Source organism: Enterococcus sp. 4G2_DIV0659 (genome assembly GCF_002140715.2).
Classification (GTDB): domain Bacteria; phylum Bacillota; class Bacilli; order Lactobacillales; family Enterococcaceae; genus Enterococcus_L; species Enterococcus_L mansonii.
Map to the genome: position 1 here is coordinate 3,287,756 of NZ_NGLE02000001.1, position 20,022 is coordinate 3,307,777.

General features: G+C 35.1%; 20 protein-coding genes. 18 read left to right on the top strand and 2 right to left on the bottom strand.

Going from position 1 to position 20,022, the window contains the following annotated elements:
• Nucleotide 1 precedes the first annotated feature (1 nt).
• The 10 genes from era to A5880_RS15515 all read left to right on the top strand — a co-directional run bounded on the left by era (nt 2) and on the right by A5880_RS15515 (nt 9,966).
• Nucleotides 2-904: a GTPase Era gene (era, locus tag A5880_RS15470; RefSeq protein WP_086329952.1), complete on the top strand. Its 903-nt coding sequence runs from the start codon at nt 2-4 to the stop codon at nt 902-904.
• A gap of 95 nt (nt 905-999) precedes the next feature.
• Nucleotides 1,000-1,788 (top strand): DNA repair protein RecO, encoded by a 789-nt coding sequence (recO, locus tag A5880_RS15475; protein ID WP_086329953.1) that lies wholly within the window; start codon nt 1,000-1,002, stop codon nt 1,786-1,788.
• A 296-nt stretch (nt 1,789-2,084) separates the two neighbouring features.
• Nucleotides 2,085-2,327, top strand: a complete 243-nt coding sequence (locus tag A5880_RS15480; protein WP_086329954.1) for a hypothetical protein — start codon at nt 2,085-2,087, stop codon at nt 2,325-2,327.
• 53 nt (nt 2,328-2,380) lie between these two features.
• On the top strand, nt 2,381-3,289 hold the full coding sequence (gene glyQ, locus A5880_RS15485; protein WP_086329955.1) for a glycine--tRNA ligase subunit alpha: 909 nt from the start codon (nt 2,381-2,383) through the stop codon (nt 3,287-3,289).
• 1 nt (nt 3,290) lies between these two features.
• Nucleotides 3,291-5,372 (top strand): glycine--tRNA ligase subunit beta, encoded by a 2,082-nt coding sequence (gene glyS / locus A5880_RS15490; protein WP_086329956.1) that lies wholly within the window; start codon nt 3,291-3,293, stop codon nt 5,370-5,372.
• 132 nt (nt 5,373-5,504) lie between these two features.
• On the top strand, nt 5,505-5,909 hold the full coding sequence (locus A5880_RS15495) for a DUF2177 family protein (RefSeq protein ID WP_086329957.1): 405 nt from the start codon (nt 5,505-5,507) through the stop codon (nt 5,907-5,909).
• Nucleotides 5,910-5,916: 7 nt separating this feature from the next.
• The gene (locus A5880_RS15500; protein WP_086329958.1) at nt 5,917-7,734 is read left to right on the top strand and encodes a DegV family protein; all 1,818 of its coding nucleotides are present in this window, start codon (nt 5,917-5,919) and stop codon (nt 7,732-7,734) included.
• 2 nt (nt 7,735-7,736) lie between these two features.
• Nucleotides 7,737-8,510, top strand: a complete 774-nt coding sequence (locus A5880_RS15505) for a DUF1295 domain-containing protein (RefSeq protein WP_086329959.1) — start codon at nt 7,737-7,739, stop codon at nt 8,508-8,510.
• A gap of 14 nt (nt 8,511-8,524) precedes the next feature.
• Nucleotides 8,525-9,331 carry a TspO/MBR family protein gene (locus tag A5880_RS15510; protein WP_086329960.1) on the top strand — a complete coding sequence of 269 codons (807 nt, stop codon included), beginning with the start codon at nt 8,525-8,527 and terminating at the stop codon, nt 9,329-9,331.
• 62 nt (nt 9,332-9,393) lie between these two features.
• Nucleotides 9,394-9,966, top strand: coding sequence for a TetR/AcrR family transcriptional regulator (locus tag A5880_RS15515; protein ID WP_086329961.1), 573 nt, complete (start codon nt 9,394-9,396; stop codon nt 9,964-9,966).
• A gap of 115 nt (nt 9,967-10,081) precedes the next feature.
• On the opposite strand, the gene yidC is transcribed toward A5880_RS15515, so the two are convergent.
• Complete coding sequence (gene yidC / locus A5880_RS15520) at nt 10,082-11,008, bottom strand: membrane protein insertase YidC (protein WP_086329962.1); 927 nt, start codon at nt 11,006-11,008, stop codon at nt 10,082-10,084.
• A gap of 121 nt (nt 11,009-11,129) precedes the next feature.
• Nucleotides 11,130-11,405 carry an acylphosphatase gene (locus A5880_RS15525; protein ID WP_086329963.1) on the bottom strand — a complete coding sequence of 92 codons (276 nt, stop codon included), beginning with the start codon at nt 11,403-11,405 and terminating at the stop codon, nt 11,130-11,132.
• A gap of 119 nt (nt 11,406-11,524) precedes the next feature.
• Here A5880_RS15525 and A5880_RS15530 point away from each other — a divergent pair, with 119 nt between their 5' ends.
• The 8 genes from A5880_RS15530 to A5880_RS15565 all read left to right on the top strand — a co-directional run bounded on the left by A5880_RS15530 (nt 11,525) and on the right by A5880_RS15565 (nt 19,977).
• A complete protein-coding gene (locus tag A5880_RS15530; RefSeq protein ID WP_086329964.1) occupies nt 11,525-12,292 on the top strand; it encodes a TrmH family RNA methyltransferase in 768 nt (255 codons plus the stop codon).
• A gap of 258 nt (nt 12,293-12,550) precedes the next feature.
• A complete protein-coding gene (rpsB, locus tag A5880_RS15535) occupies nt 12,551-13,339 on the top strand; it encodes a 30S ribosomal protein S2 (protein ID WP_010772651.1) in 789 nt (262 codons plus the stop codon).
• A gap of 338 nt (nt 13,340-13,677) precedes the next feature.
• Nucleotides 13,678-14,559: a translation elongation factor Ts gene (gene tsf, locus A5880_RS15540; RefSeq protein ID WP_086329965.1), complete on the top strand. Its 882-nt coding sequence runs from the start codon at nt 13,678-13,680 to the stop codon at nt 14,557-14,559.
• A 137-nt stretch (nt 14,560-14,696) separates the two neighbouring features.
• Nucleotides 14,697-15,419 (top strand): UMP kinase, encoded by a 723-nt coding sequence (gene pyrH / locus A5880_RS15545; protein ID WP_086329966.1) that lies wholly within the window; start codon nt 14,697-14,699, stop codon nt 15,417-15,419.
• Nucleotides 15,420-15,422: 3 nt separating this feature from the next.
• A complete protein-coding gene (gene frr, locus A5880_RS15550) occupies nt 15,423-15,980 on the top strand; it encodes a ribosome recycling factor (protein WP_086329967.1) in 558 nt (185 codons plus the stop codon).
• Between the two features lie 252 nt (nt 15,981-16,232).
• Nucleotides 16,233-17,705: an ABC transporter permease gene (locus tag A5880_RS15555; RefSeq protein ID WP_086329968.1), complete on the top strand. Its 1,473-nt coding sequence runs from the start codon at nt 16,233-16,235 to the stop codon at nt 17,703-17,705.
• A gap of 12 nt (nt 17,706-17,717) precedes the next feature.
• Nucleotides 17,718-18,392 (top strand): ABC transporter ATP-binding protein, encoded by a 675-nt coding sequence (locus A5880_RS15560; RefSeq protein ID WP_086329969.1) that lies wholly within the window; start codon nt 17,718-17,720, stop codon nt 18,390-18,392.
• On the top strand, nt 18,385-19,977 hold the full coding sequence (locus tag A5880_RS15565; RefSeq protein ID WP_086329970.1) for a PASTA domain-containing protein: 1,593 nt from the start codon (nt 18,385-18,387) through the stop codon (nt 19,975-19,977). The genes A5880_RS15560 and A5880_RS15565 overlap by 8 nt, the downstream gene beginning before the upstream one ends.
• Nucleotides 19,978-20,022 lie beyond the last annotated feature (45 nt).

Sequence of the window (20,022 nt, forward strand, 5' to 3'; positions counted from 1 at the left end):
AATGACAGATGCACATAAATCCGGTTTCGTAGCAATTGTGGGAAGACCAAATGTTGGTAAGTCTACATTGTTAAATCGAATTGTCGGACAAAAAATTGCGATTATGAGTGATAAAGCGCAAACAACTAGAAATAAAATCCAAGGAATTTATACTGTTCCAGAAGCTCAAATCGTTTTTATTGACACACCAGGCATTCATAAGCCAAAGCATCGTTTAGGTGATTTTATGGTGGAGACTGCTTACAGTGCATTGCGTGAAGTAGATGCTACGTTATTTATGATCAGTGCCGATCAAAAAAGAGGCAAAGGTGATGATTTTATCATTGAACGTCTTAAGGCAATGAATAGCCCTGTGTATTTAGTTATCAATAAAATAGATACCGTACATCCTGATCAATTATTAGGAATTATTGAAGATTACTCAAGTCAGATGGAATTTGCAGAAGTTGTGCCAATTTCTGCGACTGAAGGAAACAATGTAGAACGATTGATGGATATATTAGTTGACCAAATACCAGAAGGTCCTCAATATTTCCCAGACGATCAAATTACTGATCATCCAGAGTATTTTATTGTTTCAGAATTGGTTCGGGAAAAAGTGCTATTACTGACGCGTGATGAAATTCCTCATTCTGTTGCGGTTGTGGTGGATTCCATGAAGCGTGATGAAAATGATAAAGTGAGAATTCTAGCAACAATTATCGTTGAGCGTGATAGTCAAAAGGGAATCATCATTGGCAAAGGCGGCAAAATGTTAAAACAGATCGGGACAAAAGCTAGACAAGATATTGAATATTTATTGGATGACAAAGTTTATTTAGAGTTATGGGTAAAAGTTCAAAAAGATTGGCGCGATAAAAAAGTCCATTTACAAGATTTTGGCTATCGTAAAGATGACTATTAATATTAAAATGACGGAACAGTTCTGCCTTACAGTGGAATTGTTCTTTTCCTTCTATCTCTGCTAAAATAAATCAAACTGGAAAAGGAGGCAAAAAGATGACGTTAGGTGAGACCAAAGGAATTATTTTATTTACAAAAGATTATAAAGAAAAAGACAAGTTAGTCAAAATCTTTACAGAATCATTTGGTAAATTGATGTTTTTTGTAAAAGGAGCGCATCGCAAGAATAATCCGATTAGTCCAGCAATTTTGCCTTTTACTGAAGCTACATACATTGGTGATTTTAGAGAAGATGGACTGTCTTTTCTAAATGGAAGTAAAGAAATTTCTTCGTTTCGAGTGATTCAAGAGGATATATTTGTGAATGCTTATGCGACTTATATTTTAAATTTAGTTGATGTGGCAATCGAAGATCGGACATATGATCCCAATTTGTATTCTTTTGTTCAGCAAGCATTGCGCTTACTGAATGAAAACAAAGATGCTGAAATTATCACTAATATTTTTGAGATTCAACTGTTGAGTCGTTTTGGTATTACTCCTGAATGGCGGCATTGTGCAGTGTGCGAAGAAAATCAAGGGAAATTTGATTATTCTTCAAAGTACAGCGGCGTTCTTTGTGAACAGCATTGGCATTTAGATGAACATCGATATCATGCTGATCCTAGAGCGATTCATTTTATCCGTCTGTTCTCTATTATTTCTTATGACAAGGTGCAAGAGATTAATCTAAAGCCAGAGACAAAGACCACAATCAGACAAACGATTGATGAATTGTATGATGAATACGTCGGGATTCATCTAAAGAGTAAAAAATTTATTGACCAAATGAAAAGCTGGGAAGATACATTGAAACGACCAATACGTGAAAAAAAAGAGGAATAAACTGACAAGATTGTTTGATTAAAAAAAATTTGACATCTTAAGCGTCAAAGATTATCATAAAGAAGAATGAAATACATACGTTGAAAAAGAAGAGTAAAAAGAATGGATGTTATAGCGAGTCTGGGAAAGTGAGAGCCAGGTACAAACAACTTTTGAAGGGCGCTTTTGAGTATGACTGAACGAAGCTGCCGATAGTTATTATCGGAAGTAGGGTGGAACCGCGATTATTCGTCCCTATGTCTCTTGAGGCATAGGGACTTTTTGCTATTTTTAAAATTTCTAAAAGGAGGTGCAGCATGTATTTCAATACAACATTTTTGCCTACTGATTTTACAGAAAATAAGTTGAAAGTCTTATCTTTAGTAAAGCTACTTGTTCAGGTGAAAGAAACTGACGGTACAAAAATTGAAGAATTTCAAACAGATCCTAGCGAAAAAATATATACCATTAAAACGGAGTTAGCGCCAACAATGAAAGTAGAAGTAACGCTTGTTCCAGATGAAACAATTGAATTTTATCCAGTTGTAACAGCACTATAAACATCTATTGGTCAATAGCTTATTTATCTTTTAACTTTACGAGGAGGATCACAATGGAAAAGAAACTTACTGTGCAAGAAATGATATTAACTTTACAAAAATTTTGGTCATCAAACGGATGTATGCTGATGCAGTCTTATGATACGGAAAAAGGAGCAGGGACGATGAGTCCTTATACTTTCTTACGAGCAATTGGTCCTGAGCCATGGAATGCGGCCTATGTTGAACCCTCTCGTCGCCCAGCGGATGGTCGCTATGGTGAGAATCCTAATCGTTTGTATCAACACCATCAATTTCAAGTGGTAATGAAGCCTTCACCTGAAAACATTCAAGAATTATATTTAGAAAGTCTAGAACTACTTGGAATTGATCCCTTAGCCCACGATATTCGTTTTGTAGAAGATAACTGGGAAAACCCTTCTATGGGATGTGCTGGTTTAGGTTGGGAGGTTTGGCTTGATGGAATGGAAATCACTCAATTTACCTATTTCCAGCAAGTGGGTGGTCTAGCTTGTCATCCTGTGACATCAGAGATTACTTACGGTATCGAACGCTTAGCTTCTTACATCCAAGAAGTAGAGAGTGTGTATGATTTAGAATGGACACAAGGTGTGAAATACGGTGAAATCTTCAATCAACCTGAATATGAGCACTCAAAATATTCGTTTGAAATTAGCAATCAAGAAATGTTATTAGAGAATTTTGATAAATTTGAACAAGAAGCGAAACGCTGTATTGATGAAAGTTTAGTTCATCCAGCTTATGATTATATTTTAAAATGCAGCCATACATTCAACTTATTAGATGCCCGTGGTGCTGTATCTGTGACTGAACGAGCAGGTTATTTAGCTCGTATTAGAAATATGGCGCGTGCGGTAGCAAAAATTTTCGTGGCAGAACGTGAAAAATTAGGTTTTCCACTCTTAAATAAAGAAAATGAAGCAACGAAGGAGGCAAAATAACATGGCAAAAGATCTATTATTAGAAATCGGATTAGAAGAAATGCCTGCTCATATTGTCAGTCCAAGTCGCTTACAATTAGAGCAAAAAATAGTGTCGTTTTTAGATGAAAATAAATTATCTTATGAAACAGTTCAGAGCTTTTCAACCCCTCGTCGTTTAGCTATTCGTGTAACGAATTTACCAGAACAACAAGAAGATACACAAGAAGAAGTGAAAGGGCCAGCAAAAAAAATTGCTCAAGATGACCAAGGGAATTGGAGTAAAGCCGCAGAAGGTTTTGTCAGAGGCCAAGGATTGACCACAGATGCCATTACGTTTAAAGAACTAAATGGCGTAGAATATGTTTATGTGACCAAGCATAACAAAGGAAAGAAAACAATCGATGTTTTAGTGGGCTTAAAAGAAGTAATCACAAGCTTAACGTTCCCAGTTACAATGCATTGGGCAAATTATGACTTTGAGTATATTCGTCCAATTCATTGGATTGTTGCTTTGTTAGATGATGAAGTGATTCCATTTTCTGTTTTAGATGTTACGACAGGTAATCGTTCACGTGGACATCGTTTCTTAGGGGATGATGTTACGTTTACCCATTCAAGAGAATACGAAGAAAAGATGTCAGAGCAATTTGTCATTGTTGATCCTAAAATAAGACAAACGATGATTGTTGAGCAAGCAAATCAACTAGCCGAAAAAAATCATTGGACGTTATCCTTAGACGAGGATTTGCTAGAAGAGGTAAATAATTTGGTCGAGTACCCAACGGCTTTTATTGGTGCTTTTGATGAAAAATATCTTTCAGTTCCAGATGAAGTATTGGTTACTTCAATGAAAGAGCATCAACGTTATTTTGAGGTACGAAATGATCAAGGGTTATTACTCCCACATTTTATTTCAGTTCGAAATGGCAATAATGTTCATCTTGAAAATGTCATAAAAGGGAACGAAAAAGTCTTGATTGCTCGTTTAGAGGATGCGGAATTTTTCTACAATGAAGATAAAAAATTAACGATTGAAGAGTGCGTCAATAAGTTGAAACAAGTCACGTTCCATGAAAAAATCGGTACAATCTACGAAAAAATGCAACGTGTTGGTGTTATTGGACAAATTATTGGTAAAGAGATTGGCTTGTCAGAAGAGGAGTTAACTGATTTAAAACGTGCCTCTGAAATTTATAAATTTGACCTAGTCACCAATATGGTTGGAGAATTTCCAGAATTACAAGGAATCATGGGTGAAAAATATGCGTTGATGCAAGGTGAAAAAGCGACGGTAGCCCAAGCCATTCGCGAACATTATTTACCAACATCAAGTGAAGGTGAACTTCCTGTTTCTTCAATCGGTGCTGTTTTGGCGATTGCAGATAAATTAGATAGTGTGTTTTCATTCTTTGCTGTTGGAATGGTTCCAAGTGGCTCGAATGATCCGTATGCCTTACGTCGTCAAACCTATGGCGTAATCCGAATTATCGAAAATAAAGGATGGCAATTCCCATTAGTCCAATTACAAATGGATATTGATGCAGCTGTCAATGCTGATAGTCAAAAATATGGTATTCAATTAACGAGTGGACAAGAAGAAGTGATCGATTTTGTGAAAGCTCGCTTACGTCAATTACTGACGACAAAAGATGTTCGTCATGATGTCATTGATGCGGTTATTTCAGCGGAACAAAAAGATTTAGCGAAACTATTTTCGTCAGCAACCATTCTAAAAAAACATTTATTAGATAAAGAGTTCAAACCTTCAATGGAAGCATTGACGCGAGTGATCAATTTAGCCAAAAAAGGGCGTGAATTGTTAAATAAAGAAAAATCGGTTGATGTAACTTTATTTGAAAATGATGCTGAAAAAGCGTTGCATCAGGCAGTTGATGCGATTGAAAAAACGTTCAAAGAAAATACAATGTCTGAAAACTACCAAGCGTTAGTGAATTTACGTCCGTTAATTGAACGATACTTTGAGCAAACAATGGTTATGGTAGAAGATGAAAAAGTGAAAGCAAATCGATTGAATGAATTGAATCGAATTGCTAAAATGTCCTTATCGTTAGCAAGTTTGGATTTGTTGATTGTAAAATAAAACAATTACGTTTAAAAGGAATTGTAAATCGAATTTCCGAGCAAAATTTTTTCATAAATAATTCTAACATGGTACGATTACCTTATCGATTGATAAGGGGATCGTACCATGTTTTTATTAGGAGGAGATAAAATGAATCATTTTATAAGATTGTTTAGCGTTGCAACACTTTCATTTCTGGTATTGGATTTTGTTTGGCTACTTGTAGTGGCGAAAAAAATGTATCAAGAATACTTAGGTAGTTTATTAGGACAGACAAGAATAATACCGGCTGTTTTATTTTATGGACTATATCTTCTAGGGCTCCTCTTTTTTGTTGTCTATCCTGCACTTGAAAAAGATAGTTTGATCTATGCGTTATCTGCAGGAGCATTTTTAGGCTTATTATGCTATGCAACCTATGACCTGACGAATCTTGCAACAATTAAGGATTGGCCGATTCTAGTTACAAGCATTGATTTAATTTGGGGCGCGTTCGTTACTGCTGTGACTAGTGGAATTACGTTTTATATAGCGCAACATTTCAATTGGAGGTAAACGAACAATGACACCTAGTGACACTCAGGCTATTGATTATGAAGAATTATTATTTGCTTTTCAACAAGGAGCGATCCAATTAATTAATGAGAAACAAACGTTGAATCAAATCAATGTTTTCCCTGTTCCTGATGGAGATACAGGAAGCAATTTAGCTTCCTTGATGCAGACGATACTTGAAGAAACAAAAGGCGAGTCAGCTTCGGTTATAGAAGTTCTTGAAAAAGTCGCAGAAGCTTCTTTAGTAGGGGCAAGAGGGAACTCTGGCATAATAGTTGCTCAATATTTTAATGGGATTTACAATAATTTATTGTTGATGGAAGAAAAAAATTCCGTTTCAAGTTTTGTAAAAAGTTTAAAATCTGCAATCAGTGAAGCATATCAAGCGATTGAAAATCCAGTTGAAGGAACAATTATTACTGTTATTCGATCATGGGCAGAAGCGCTTAATGATAATGATCAGATTCAGAGTTTAGAAAAGCTTTTACCAAATGCGCTGCTTCAAGCAAAACAAGCATTAGAAGGCACTACAAAACAATTAAAAATTTTGCAGAAAAATCAAGTTGTTGATGCAGGAGCAAAAGGATTTTATGTATTTATAGAGGGGTTCACTCAGGCTTTTGTAAATAAAAAAGTAGCGAGAAGCTCAAATGAATATTCAGATGATTCTATAAAATTAGAGATCGCTGAATCTGTCCATATGGAAGCTTCAGAACCTACCTTTCGATATTGTACAGAAGTGTTATTGGATAATGTTACTCAATCAAAAAATGAAATTCAGAAAAAATTAAGTGCTTATGGTGATTCACTGATTATTGCTGTGAATCGAGGGAAAGCAAGGATTCATATCCATTCCAATCAACCGGCTCAGGTATTAAGTTATTTAAGTAGTATCGGTCAGCCGATTCAACAAAAGGCAGATGATATGTTGTTACAATATCAAGTGAATAAACACAAAAAGGCCTCGATTGCTTTAGTAACAGATTCGATCGCTGATTTACCGGCAGATTATGTACTAAACAATCAAATTCACGTATTGCCAATGAATATTTTAATTGGTGATACAAACTATTTAGATAAGATAACCATACAAAGCAATCAATTTTTTGAATTAACTAAAAAGCAAAACGAACGTGCAACCAGTTCTCAGCCCACATTAAAAACAGTAGAAAATCTTTTTTCTTTCTTGGAAACGAAATATGAATCCATTTTAGTGATTACGGTAGCTGAAAAGTTAAGCGGGACATTTCAAACGGTTAAAAAAGCAGCTGACAGAGCGGCTTCTAAAAATACAAAAATAGAAGTGATTGATTCAAAACAAAATTCAGCGGCACAAGGATTATTAGTAATGAGTGCAAACGAATGGATCCAAGCAGGACTTTCTTTTGATGAAGTGGTACAAAAAACAAAAGATAAAAGAAGGCAAGTTAAAATTTTAGTCAGCGTAGATGACTTAAATCCAATGATTTCATCAGGAAGAATTCCGCAATTTGCTGGAAAGTTGGCCAAAAAAATCAATTTAAAGCCAATTGTCAGTTTGAACGATGAAGGAGAAGGAAAACTAAGTAATTTTACCTTTAGCTTAGATGCAAATGAAAAGAAAATTCTGAATCAGTTAAAGGAAATAAATAAGAAAAGTAAGATTACACGTTATGCAGTGATTCATGCAAATACAATTGAACGAGTCCGAAGCTGGGAAAGAGAGTTAATAAAGCAACTTGGCTTTACGCCAAGTTATGTTATGGATATCTCAACGGTGGTTGCGATGAGTGCTGGACAAGGTAGTGTAGCTGTGGCGATTGAAGTGGAAGAAAGGAAGGATTAGAGATGACAATGTGGATCATTTTTTGTGTGATTTTTATCTATTTTACAGGATTATTTTTTTGGGCCCAGGCACTTCATAATAATTCAATTGTAGATTTGGCTTGGGGACTTGGCTTTGTAATAGTCGCTTTAACAGGGTATATAACAATGCCGCAAAAAACGACCATCAGTACGATTATTGTTATTTTAGTGGCGATTTGGGGTGTTCGTCTATTTTTACACTTGGCCAAAAGAAATATCGGAAAACCAGAAGATTATCGTTATGTAAACATGAGAAAGCGTTGGGGCACGCATTGGGTGAAATTAAAAACGTATTTAAATGTTTTTGTTTTGCAAGGTGTTTTGCTTCTAATCGTTTCGATGCCAATTCTTTTTGTTGTAACAAGCTCAGTGAATGATTTTTATTGGTGGAACGGATTAGGGATTATTATTTGGTTACTTGGTTTTGTTTTTGAAACGATTGGGGATTATGAATTAACACAATTTAAAAAAGATAGTAGAAATAAAGGGAAACTGTTAACAACTGGCTTATGGTCAATAACAAGGCATCCTAATTATTTTGGTGAAGCGTTAAGTTGGTGGGGAATTTTTCTTATCAGCTTGAACACAACAAGAAACATGTGGGGCATTATTGGACCGATTACGATTACCTTATTGCTTTTATTTGTTTCAGGTGTACCTTTGCTTGAGAAAAAATATAAAGATCGTCCAGATTTTATCGCATATGCTAAGAAAACATCAAAGTTCGTTCCGTTTATTGGTAAAAAAGGCTTATAGGAGGGAGAAGGACAATGGATAAAAATCAATCAATAATGTCAAAATGGGTAGTAACAATAATCTATTTTCTCATGATTGGGACAAATGCTGCAGCTGTCTTATTGCCACTGAATGGGCTGACAACGCAGGAAGTTTCAGATTCATATCCTAATTTATTTGCACCTGCGGGATTAACATTTTCAATTTGGTCAGTCATTTATTTACTATTAGGCGGCTTTGTTGTTTACCAATGGATACAGCCTAGTAATCAATCTATTTTAAGTAATCAGAAAGAAAGGAACAAGATAAGAAGGGTGTTTATTGTTTCTTCTGTTTTAAATAGTGTATGGCTATTTGCTTGGCAGTATCTTCAAATTGATCTTTCAGTCGTTATTATGCTAGGATTGCTGATCGTGTTGATTTATATCAATCAATTGTTATCTAAAGAAATATTGACTAAAAAAGATTTTATCTTTATAAGGTTACCTTTTAGCGTCTATTTCGGTTGGATCACGATTGCTACGATTGCTAATATTACTGCATTTTTTGTAGATAAAAAAATTGCTTTTCTTCAAAATAACCAAGAATTTTGGACAATTTCTATACTGATTGTTGGACTAGTGATTATCGGTGCAACAATTATTCGTAATCGAAATATTGCCTATGGATTGGCTACTTTATGGGCTTATTATGGTATTTTAGTGAAACACCAATCGGTAGACGGATGGAATAATCAGTATCCAGCGATTATTATGACGGTGCTAATTTGTTTAGTCGTTATTGCGCTGGTTTGTGTCTATGAATTAGTTTTTCAATTGAAACATAAAAAGAAGGCTATTTAATGTATTTTTATTTGTCTGCATCTGTTAAAATAGGAAAGAAATGAACTATAGGTGGCTAAGCAATGGGCAAAGAAATAAAAAATACTAGGGATACAATTATTCAAGTGGCGACACGTTTATTTATGGATAACGGTTATCAGAGCACATCAACGAGACAAATTGCTGAATTAGCAGATGTAACCCAACCGAATTTATACCATCACTTCAAAAATAAAGAAGCGGTTTATGTCGGAGTGATTGAAAATCTATTAAGTGATGTGAATGAAGAATTAGTAAAAATTGTTGATGACCAAAAATTGAACACAGTGAGGAAATTAACGAGATTTGCGGATTGTCTTAAAACGAAACATCCATTTGATTTCGACCTAATGATGCATGATTTTAAAACGAAATTAACGAAAGAAACTCAATTTAAGTTGTTCCAGCTTTGGAATCAATCATACAAAGCGCCATTATTGCAACTTTTTGAAGAAAGTGATTTTGCTATTCGCAACAAGTTGACACCTGAAATAGCAGCTACTCATTTTTTAAACACACTGTCACCATATATTAAAGTAAAGCAAAACTATACGTACCTTACCATTGCTCAAGTTGTAGACTTATTTATCAATGGTATATCAGCTGAAGAACAATGAAAAAGCCACACAATGCAGAAAATGGTGCGCTTCCTACCACAGGACACTAGTATATAAACGTGTTCTGCAGTGGGAAGCATACCCAAATGCATTGTAAGGCTTTTTTCATTTTAAATTATTTTCTATTCTGTTTTCCAGCATTACGCCCTGAATTTGTTGTGTTTTTTTGTATGTTAGCTTGTGTAGTTTTTTCATCCGCCGGTGTGACATCTTTACGCGGTGTGACAACTTGTTTCGGAGGATTTTGTTTTAATTCTTCAGCCACTTGAGCTTTGATTCTTGGTTTTAATAAGATGTTTGTGATAAATGTTTGGATACAAGTAAAGATACCACCAACGACCCAATATAGGGTTACACCAGCAGGCGAGCTAATTGACATAAAGACAATCATCAATGGAGAGACAATCAGCATTGACTTCATTGTTTTCTTTTGTTCTTCGGGGATTCCGATAGTGGAAATGTACCCTTGGATCAAATAAGCTATACCAGCTAAAACAACGAAGATAATACTTGGTGTTCCTAAGTTAACACCTAAGAAGCTAGCATCAGCAATACCTTTTGTATAACGAGCCGCAAAGAATAAAGCAGAAAAAATCGGCATTTGGATCAGTAATGGCAGACAACCAATGCCGCCCATCATGCTCATATTATTTTCTTTATAGACTTGTTGCAATTCAGCTTGAGCTTGCATTTGTTCTTCACGAGAAGTTGCTTCTTTTAATTTTGCTTGAGCTGCATCAATTTGAGGTTTTATGGCTTGCATTTTTTCTGTTTGGATCATACTTTTCTTGGATTGACTTAACCCCAATGGCATAATGATGATTCGAACAATGACCGTAATAAAAATGATTGCCCAGCCATAATTCCAATCGAAATTATCAACAAGATAAGTGATTGCATTACTCATTGGTTTGACTAAAACATTATAGATGATCCCTTCACCAGTTGGTTGCCCATCTGATCCTGTTTTTACACAGCCTGACAAAAAAAGCGCCAAAGTGAATAGACCAGAACCTAGTAGCCACTTATTTAATTTTCGCATTTTATTCTTTCCTTTTCTAAAAAATTTGCACAAGATTAACTATACTTGAAAAAGCGTTTTTTTTCAATAAAAATAAGAAGAATCCGCCTCAAGTCTGAGTGAGATTCTTCTTATAAATCAATCAATTAGTTACGTTGAAGCTAGAATATTCTTCCATCATAGGATCATCTTGAATATCTACGTAAGTAACATGACCAGCAGGACTAGGAGAGTCTTTCACTTTTTTTATAAAACGATTGATTGCTTCATCTTCGCCAAAAGATTCAATCGAAACAGAGCCATCCTCTTCATTACGAACGGTTCCTTTGATGCCTAATTCATCTGCCACCATTTTGGTCATATAACGAAATCCTACACCTTGCACTCGTCCTTGGACATTCATGCGTACTTTTCTCATCGTTTTACACCTCGCTTTTAGTTAAATCAATGATAGCGATTTTTTGTTTATCTTGCAAGTGAAGTAGTAGCTGTTTGATTAGAAAAAATCATGGTATAATAGCCTAGCGAGGTGTAAAAATGAAAGAAATTTTATCAACGAAGAATACAATGATCAAAGAATTTAAGAAATTACATAAAAAGAAGTATCGAGAAGAAAAACAACAATATATTATTGAAGGCTTTCATTTGATTGAAGAAGCGGTCAAGGCAAAAGTACAGATCGATTGGATACTTTGCAATTCACGAGGGGGAAATGAGTGGGGTGGTTGGTTAGCTGAACAACCTCAAGACTGTTTGATTCGGGTTTCAGATGAAGTGTTAGAATCACTCTCAGAACTACCAACACCACAGGGGATAATCGCAATTGTTAAAATGCCTAGTTATGAACACGAGATAGATTTGTCTGGTGGTTGGTTGCTTTTAGATAATGTACAAGACCCAGGAAATGTAGGAACGATGATCCGAACTGCGGATGCTGCTGGTTTATCCGGTGTTGTATTAGGTGAAGGCAGTTCAGATATTTATAGTACAAAAGTATTAAGAGCGATGCAGGGAAGTAACTATCATTTACCCGTGTTACGTAAATCACTAACTGATAGTATAGAGCGTTTCAAAGAAATGAAAATTCCTATATATGGGACAGAGTTAAATCCAGATGCTGTATCCTACGAGAACATAACCAAGGTAAATGACTATGCGTTGATTATGGGAAATGAAGGACAAGGAGTGTCATCTGAAATTTTGGAGAAGACGGACCAAAATATCTATATTCCAATCAAAGGCAATGCGGAGTCATTAAATGTAGCGATTGCAGCAGGAATTTTGATGTATCATCTACAAAAGTGAAGTCAGTAAAATTAGCGGTCAAATAAATTAAAGTAGCAAGGTATTTAATTTTGCATAAGTAAAGGATCGAAAATTGGTTGAAATTGTTGGAATTCTGTTGTATACTAACAAAGGTGTTATTTTCAGACATACTGAATGTAATATCAAATCCACATTTTCAGTATATTTCTTGTGAGGTGCTGTAGAATTACAGTTCATTAAGAGAGTTTAAAACTGGGAAGAGGGAACAAATAAAAACCAAATTGGAGGAAACAACCCATGGCAGTAATTTCTATGAAACAATTACTAGAAGCCGGCGTACACTTTGGACACCAAACTCGTCGCTGGAACCCAAAAATGAAGAAATACATCTTCACAGAAAGAAACGGAATCTACATCATTGACTTACAAAAAACAGTTAAATTAGTAGATGCTGCTTACGATTACATGAAAAATGTTGCTGAAGATGGCGGCGTTGCATTATTCGTAGGAACTAAAAAACAAGCACAAGAAGCGATCAAAGACGAAGCGATTCGTTCAGGTCAATACTTTGTTAACCACCGTTGGTTAGGTGGAACATTAACTAACTGGGATACTATCCAAAAACGTATCAAACGTTTGAAAGATATCAATAAAATGGAAGAAGACGGAACATTCGAAGTTCTTCCTAAAAAAGAAGTTGTTGGTTTAAACAAACAACGTGAACGTCTTGAAAAATTCTTAGGCGGTATCGCTGATATGCCTAGAATTCCAGATGTAATGTACATTGTTGACCCTCGTAAAGAACGTATTGCTGTTCAAGAAGCTCAAAAATTGAACATCCCAATCGTAGCGATGGTTGATACAAACTGTGATCCAGACGAAATCGATGTAGTAATCCCATCAAATGATGATGCGATTCGTGCGGTTAAATTGATCACTGCTAAAATGGCTGATGCCTTCATCGAAGGAAACCAAGGTGAAGATCAAGCTGTTGAAGAAATCTTTGTTGAAGAAGCTCCAGAAGCTGCAACTTCAATCGAAGAAATCGTTGATGTTGTTGAAGGTTCTAACGATTCAGCAGAATAATTTAAAATGACGGAGCTGTCTCGAAGGCTAGGCGAAAAAAGCCTGATTCTCCTTTGAGATAGCTTTTTTAAAATTAATTATCCAGCTTCATGAGCTAGACTCTCGGAAAAAAGATGAAATCTGTCTGTGACTAAAAGCATCACAACCATATTTCCCTATTTTTCAGTCGAGTTTAATCGAGCTCATTCAGCTTTTAAAATTATCTAGCTTCATGAGCTAAACTCTCAGAAAAAAGATGAAATCTGTATGCGACCAAAAGCATCGCAATCATATTTCCTTATTTTTCAGTCGAGTTTAATCGAGCTCATTCAGCTTTTAAAACTTAGGAGGAACAAAAAATGGCAGATATTTCAGCAAAATTAGTTAAAGAACTACGCGACATGACTGGTGTCGGTATGATGGATGCAAAAAGAGCGTTAGTAGAAGTAGAAGGTAATATCGAAGCTGCAGTGGATTACCTGCGTGAAAAAGGTATGGCTAAAGCGGCTAAGAAAAATGATCGTGTAGCAGCTGAAGGTTTAGCAAACGTTGCGTCAAATGGTAATTTTGCGGCAATCGTTGAAGTAAACTCTGAAACTGACTTCGTTTCTAAAAACGAAATGTTCCAAGACTTAGTTAAAAAAATTGCTACAGAGATTGCTACGAATAAACCAGCAAACATGGAAGAAGCTTTAGCTCTTAAAACAGATAAAGGAACTTTAGAAACTGAGTTAATCGAAGCAACAACCGTTATTGGTGAAAAAATCAGCTTCCGTCGTTTTGAATTAGTAGAAAAAGATGACAATGCTGCATTTGGTGCTTATTTACACATGGGCGGACGTATCGCAGTATTAACTGTATTAGATGGAACAACTGACGAAGAAGTTGCTAAAGATGTTGCTATGCATGTAGCAGCTATCAACCCTCGTTATGTTAACGAATCTCAAATTCCTCAAGAAGAATTAGAGCACGAAAAAGCGATTCTTTCTGAACAAGCATTAAACGAAGGCAAACCAGCTAATATCGTTGATAAAATGGTTGTTGGACGCTTAAACAAATTTAAAGCTGAAATCTCATTAGTGGATCAGCCATTCGTTAAAGATCCAGATATGACAGTTGAAAAATATGTTGCGTCTAAAGGGGCAACTGTTAAATCATTCATCCGCTTTGAAGTGGGCGAAGGAATTCAAAAACGTGAAGATAACTTTGCTGATGAAGTAATGAGCCAAATTAAAAAATAAATCTGTTACTTATGGTAACAGTTGGGAACGCATTGAGATGCGCTCCCTTTTTTTAGGCAAAACAAAAGAAATAGACTGGCAGAATGCCTAGAGTATGTTAAAATGTTCTTAGACAAACGGTGGAGGGAAATAAAAAAATGGTAAAACCTAAATATCAACGTGTTGTATTAAAGTTAAGTGGCGAAGCTTTGGCCGGAGAAGAAGGGTTTGGAATTAAACCTCCAACAATCAAAGAGATTGTAGAAGAGATTAAAGAAGTCCATGAATTAGGAATCGAAATGGCGATTGTTGTTGGCGGTGGAAATATCTGGCGTGGACAAATCGGTGCTCAGATGGGTATGGAACGTGCTCAAGCAGATTACATGGGTATGTTAGCAACCGTAATGAACGCTTTAGCCTTGCAAGATACGTTAGAAAATCTAGGAGTTCCAACACGTGTTCAAACATCTATCGAGATGCGTCAAATCGCAGAACCATACATCCGTCGTCGTGCCGAACGTCATTTAGAAAAAGGACGTATCGTTATTTTTGCTGGCGGAACAGGAAATCCATATTTTTCAACTGACACAACAGCAGCATTAAGAGCTGCTGAAATAGATGCAGATGTCATTTTAATGGCTAAAAACAATGTAGATGGTGTCTACTCAGCAGATCCTAAATTAGATGAAAATGCAGTTAAATTTGAAGAATTAACGCATTTAGACGTTATTTCAAAAGGATTGCAAGTAATGGATTCGACAGCAAGTTCTTTAAGCATGGACAATGACATACCTTTAGTTGTCTTTAATTTAAATGAATCAGGAAATATTCGCCGCGCTTGTCTAGGTGAAAATATTGGAACAACCGTAAGGGGGAAATAAAAAATGACTGGAACTGTATTAGCAACAGCAAAGGAAAAAATGAGTAAAGCAGAACAAAGTTTACAACGAGAACTTGGGCAAATTCGTGCAGGACGTGCCAATGCAAGCTTACTTGACCGAATCCAAGTAGATTATTACGGAGCGCCGACGCCAGTGAATCAATTGGCGGGAATCAATATTCCAGAAGCTCGTGTATTAATGATTACACCTTTTGATAAAAATTCACTTGAAGACATCGAAAAAGCAATTCAAGCAAGTGATATTGGGATTAGTCCAACAAACGACGGAACAGTTATTCGTTTAGTTATTCCACAACTAACGGAAGAGCGTCGTAAAGAGTTGGCAAAAGATGTGAAAAAAGCAGCAGAAAATGCCAAAATCGCCGTTCGTAATATTCGTCGTGATGCGATTGATGATTTAAAAAAACAACAAAAAAATAATGAAATAACTGAAGATGAGTTACGTAACTTAGAAAAAGAAGCTCAAAAACTGACAGATGATAGCGTGAAAAATATTGATTCTATCACTGCTGAAAAAGAAAAAGAACTTTTAGAAGTTTAATCTAAAATTAAAAAAAACAACAAATTTCTACTTAAAATAATATGTAGAAATTTGTTGTTTTTTGTTTTTGAAAAAAATCGTTATTTAATTTTATTGAATGAGAAGCCCAATTAAAAGATGAAATGATGGATTTAATTTGTTTTTAAGTCGAGGATGATCAATTTTTAAGGAGAGTCAAAAAGACCTTGTTAAAGATGAAGTGTTATGGAATAATAGAACTATCTATATTTTTTCTTAAAAGGAGATGAGAAAGTGAATTTTATAAAAAGAGCTTTATGTAGTGTCACTAGAAAAAAAGGGAAGTCATTTATTTTATTTGCAGTTATTTTTGTATTAGGAAATGTTATCGCCGGATCAATTGCGATTCAACAGTCAACACAAAATGTTGAAAAAAACATCAAAAAACAACTGGGAGCGACGGCAACGATTGAAATTGATTATGAGAATAATCAAGAAGAGGTTATGGAGGCTGGCAGTGACTTGGAAGCACTCAAAGTAGATTTAATCAAAAAAGTAGGTGAATCACCTTATGTGAAATATTATGATTATAATGCTAACGGATGGGTGCAAACAAAGGATTTAAAAAGTGCTTCTATTGATTCAGATGAGTTTGGCGGTATGGAAGGTTTTACCTTAAAAGGCTCTAACTATGCAAAGATTTTAGATGCAGAAGAAAATAGAATCAAATTGGTTGATGGAAAAGTCTTCACGCAAGATGAAATAGACAATGGGAAAAATGTTGGTTTGATCTCTTCTAAAGTTGCTGATGAAAATGGTTTATCTGTTGGAGATCAGATGATAATGGATGTTCGCGGAAATACATTTATGGATTCTGGAGAAAGTAAAGAAGTTTTTAAGATCGATACTCCTATTCAGATTATTGGGATTTTTGAACCAACAACAGTTGAAATGAAAGAGAAGGATCAAGGAAAAAATGATCAGCAAAAAGTAAATCAGCAAATGATGTCCATGCAAGAGATCAACACCGTTTATCTACCAAATAAAGCGGTTCTTGAAATGAACAAAAATTATTTTGAAAGACTGAAAAAAGAAGATCCCGATAATCCGTCTTTAGAAGGATTCACTGGAGATGAAACAAATGAATATTATACGCCGATTTATGTTTTAAAAAGTCCAGATGATGTAGAAGCGTTTAAACAAGAAGTTCAACCGCTGTTACCTAAATTGTATGCAGTAAAAGCCTCTACTGATCAATATGAAAAAATTGGTGGAAGTATGAAGAAAATGTCTCAAATATCTGGCTACGTTGTATTAATAGCTGTAATAGCAACTTTACTAATCATTTCATTGGTCGTTTTACTCTTTATGAGAGATCGTAAACATGAGTTGGGAATCTATTTATCACTTGGGGATAAACGAGGACACGTAATGGGGCAAATTATTATTGAAATGCTGATTATTAGCGGTATTGCATTGATTATTTCGTTAGTAACAGGGAATATTTTAGGGGACGTAGTTTCAAAATCACTACTGAATAGTGATATGCTCAATTCAGCAAACAATTCAACGGATATGTTTATGGGAATGGATACTTTAAGTACTACAGAAATTACAGCGGATGATATCATGAATGCTTATGAAGTGAAATTCTCACTAGGATATATTGTGACATATCTAGTTGTCGGTCTAGGTACAGTTATGTTGGCAGCAATTTTACCATTAGTGTATATTGTTCGATTAAATCCAAAGAAAATCATGATGTAGGAGGGAAGAGAAATGTCAATTTTAGAGACTAAAAATCTAAGCTATTTTTATCAAGATGGCGATAAACGTCGATTCATCCTGAAAGATACCAGCGTTTCTTTTGAGCAAGGAAAATTTTATACTATTTTAGGTCAATCAGGTTCTGGAAAAACAACATTTCTTTCTTTGATCAGTGCTTTGGATACTCCTAAAGAGGGACAAGTGCTTTTGAAGGGAAAAGACATTAAAACAATTGGTTATGAAAAATATCGCCGTGATGAAATAAGTATCATTTTTCAAAGTTATAATTTAGTTCCCTATTTAACGGCACTAGAAAATGTTTTAGTCGCAATGTCAATCACAGATAATGAATTGCCGCCGAATCAAAAAGAAGTGGCTTATAATTTGCTAGATTATATTGGTATTACTAGTGAAAAAGCGGATCGTCTGGTTAATCAACTTTCTGGTGGTGAGCAACAACGTGTGGCAATAGCTCGAGCATTAGCAACCAATGTAGATGTGATTTTAGCAGATGAGCCAACAGGAAACTTAGATGAAGGAATGGAGCAAGAAATTGTTGATATTTTTCATAATCTTGCTAAAGTTCATAATAAATGTGTAATTGTGGTAACTCATTCGAATGACATTGCCGAACAGTCCGATGAGACATATTATCTGAAAAAAGGTGTGTTAAAAAAATATGAGTGATTTTTTATCAAATTTTAGTGGAGATAACTATAATAAAACGCGTCAGAAAAAGAATGAATTAAAAGAACAAACCAACCAGAAAACCAAAGATCTGAAAAACAAATCAGAAAAAAATGCGGTAGAACAAAAACAATCAACGGAAAATCAAAAAACAAACATCAGTAATGGGATATTTGGACCAAAGAACAATCCAAAATCTGTTAGCGAAAATGAGAAGATCGCGTCAGAAAAAGTTCCTGCTGATATTGAAACAGACAATCCAGAAGAATTGATTTACACAAAGAAACGAACAAAAAAGAAAAAATATGAGCCAAAACAAGAGCTGCCAAAACTTAACCAGCCAAATGAGACAGCGACGGATGTACAGCAAAAAAATCCCGATGAATTTATTGAGACTGATCCAACGTATAAAAAGAAACAACGAAGGAAATTTGTATTGATTGGTTTAGGAACTCTAGCATCAGTGCTATTACTTTATTTTGGTTATTTTCAAATGACTCATGTAAAAGTACCTGATTTTGAAGGAAAAGAATTGTCTGAAGTGCGTGAATGGACAACTGAAAATGGTGTGAAACTACAAGTTGACCAAAAATATGACTTTAAGAGAACGGCTAATTTGATTATTCACCAATCAGTAAAAAATCAAAAAATCAAAAAAGGAAAAGAATTAGTTGTTGATGCGAGCATGGGGCCTGATCCACAAGAGATCGTTGCTTTGCCAGAATTTAAAAGCATGAAACTAAACGATGCAAAAAAATGGGTGACGGAACACAAAGCTGACAATTTAGCGATTATTGAAGAATACAGTGATACCGTAGCAGCAAGTGATTTCATTAAATTTGAAATGACAAACAAAGACGTCAAAATTGAAAGTTACAAACGCAAAGACAAAGCAAAAGTCTATTTTTCTAAAGGAAAAGAAGTTTTCCAAAAAGATATATCTATGCCTGACTTTGCAGGGAAATCAAAAGAAGAAGCCACAGAATGGGCTAAGAAAAATGAAATTTCATTAAAAGTAGAGGAGTCTGATTCAGATAAAGTTGAAAATGGCAAAGTGATTTCTCAAAGTGTGGGCAAAGATACAAAAGTAGCTAAAAAAGACTCTATGAGTATTACTGTTTCAACAGGAAAAGCAATTGTGGTGCCAGATTTTTCTCAATTTACTTCAGAAGAAGCTGAATCAAAAGCAAATGGTCTGCAACTTCAGGTGAAACAAGTATTCAATGACACAGTTCCTTATGGACATTTTATCAGTCAATCTGTTGAAGTTGGGAAAAAATATACAGAAAAAGATGAGAAACCAGTGATTCAGGTTGTTTATTCATCTGGCAAGCCTTATATTAAGGACTTACGTGACAATACTCTAGAAGGTGACCTTCAAAAAATCTTTTATGATGAATACCAATCTAAAGGAGCAAACATTACCTATCAAGTGTACTATGTTGATTCAACAGTCACTAAAGGAACCGTTGTTAAGATGAGTAAATACAATGAATTTGTTCCAGTTGATTCTGTTGTTCAAATTGGCATTAGCAAAGGGAACTTAAAACCAGAAGATAATAAAAATACTGAAAAAGCAGAGTAACCAGATAAATAAAGCTGAGTCTTTACTTTTGAAGAATTAAACGAC